At 65.8% G+C, this 995-nt stretch carries 1 protein-coding gene; it reads right to left on the bottom strand.

All coding sequences use genetic code 11. The annotated features are described in order from the left end of the window. Nucleotides 1-946 (bottom strand): HsdM family class I SAM-dependent methyltransferase (locus BFF76_RS30300; RefSeq protein ID WP_244167381.1); only part of this gene is annotated, 946 nt, incomplete at its 3' end. Nucleotides 947-995: the final 49 nt, after the last annotated feature.

The raw sequence follows: 995 nt of genomic DNA, 5'->3' as shown, positions 1-995 counted from the left end.
GGTCGTACACCCACGTCCTGGTGGTCCATGGGGTCTCACTGGCCGGCTTCTTGTCGAAGAACAGCACGTTCGCCTTTACCCCCTGGGCGTAGAACACTCCGGTGGGCAGACGCAGGATCGTGTGCAGGTCGAAGTCGTCCAGCAGACGTCGGCGCAGCGCCTCGCCGACCCCGCCCTCGAACAGCACGTTGTCCGGCAGCACTACCGCGGCTCGGCCGTTGATGTCCAGGATCGTCATGATGTGCTGCAGGAAGTTGAGCTGCTTGTTGCTCGTAGTGACCACAAAGTCGTGGCGCTCGACCTCCCGGTCCTCGCGGGCCTCCTTGCTGTCGGCGCCCACCATCGTGATAGAGGACTTCGTGCCGAAGGGCGGGTTGGCCAATACCACCGACCAGCGCCTACCGGGGTCGTCGATCAGGGCATCCTTGACCTCGATCAGCGACTTGCCCTTGGCGTCACCCATGCCGTGCAGCAGCAGGTTCATGGCAGCCAGGCGTGCGGTGCCGTCAACGATTTCCACGCCGTGCACGAACGACGCCTTGAGGTGCTGACGCTGCTCGGGGTTCATGCGCGCGGCGTCCTGGGAGGCGTACTCGTGGGCGCCCAGCAGGAACCCACCCGTGCCGCAGGCCGGGTCGACCACCGTGTCCTCCACGGTGGGCCGCACGACATCGACGATCGCGGAAATGACCGACCGCGGCGTGAAGTACTGGCCCGCGCCCGACCCCTTGTCGCTGGCGCCCTTGGACAGGAGAGCCTCGTAGGCGTCGCCGTTGAGATCACCGCCACCCGACCATGTCTCCTTGTTGATCAGGTCATGGATCAGCCGCTTGAGGATCGCCGGGTCCTGCACCCGGTTCTGCGCCTTGCGGAAGATCGTGCCCAACATGCCCGGCTGGCGGCCCAGCCCCTGCAGGATCAGCGTGTACTGGGTCTCCAGGGCCACCCCCTCGGTGTCCAACAGGCGCTGCCAGGAGTACTCCTCGGGGACAATC

Origin of the sequence: Streptomyces mutomycini, assembly GCF_001700505.1 — a bacterium.
GTDB lineage: Bacteria > Actinomycetota > Actinomycetes > Streptomycetales > Streptomycetaceae > Streptomyces > Streptomyces mutomycini.
This window is presented reverse-complemented; position numbering and strand designations above follow the sequence as displayed.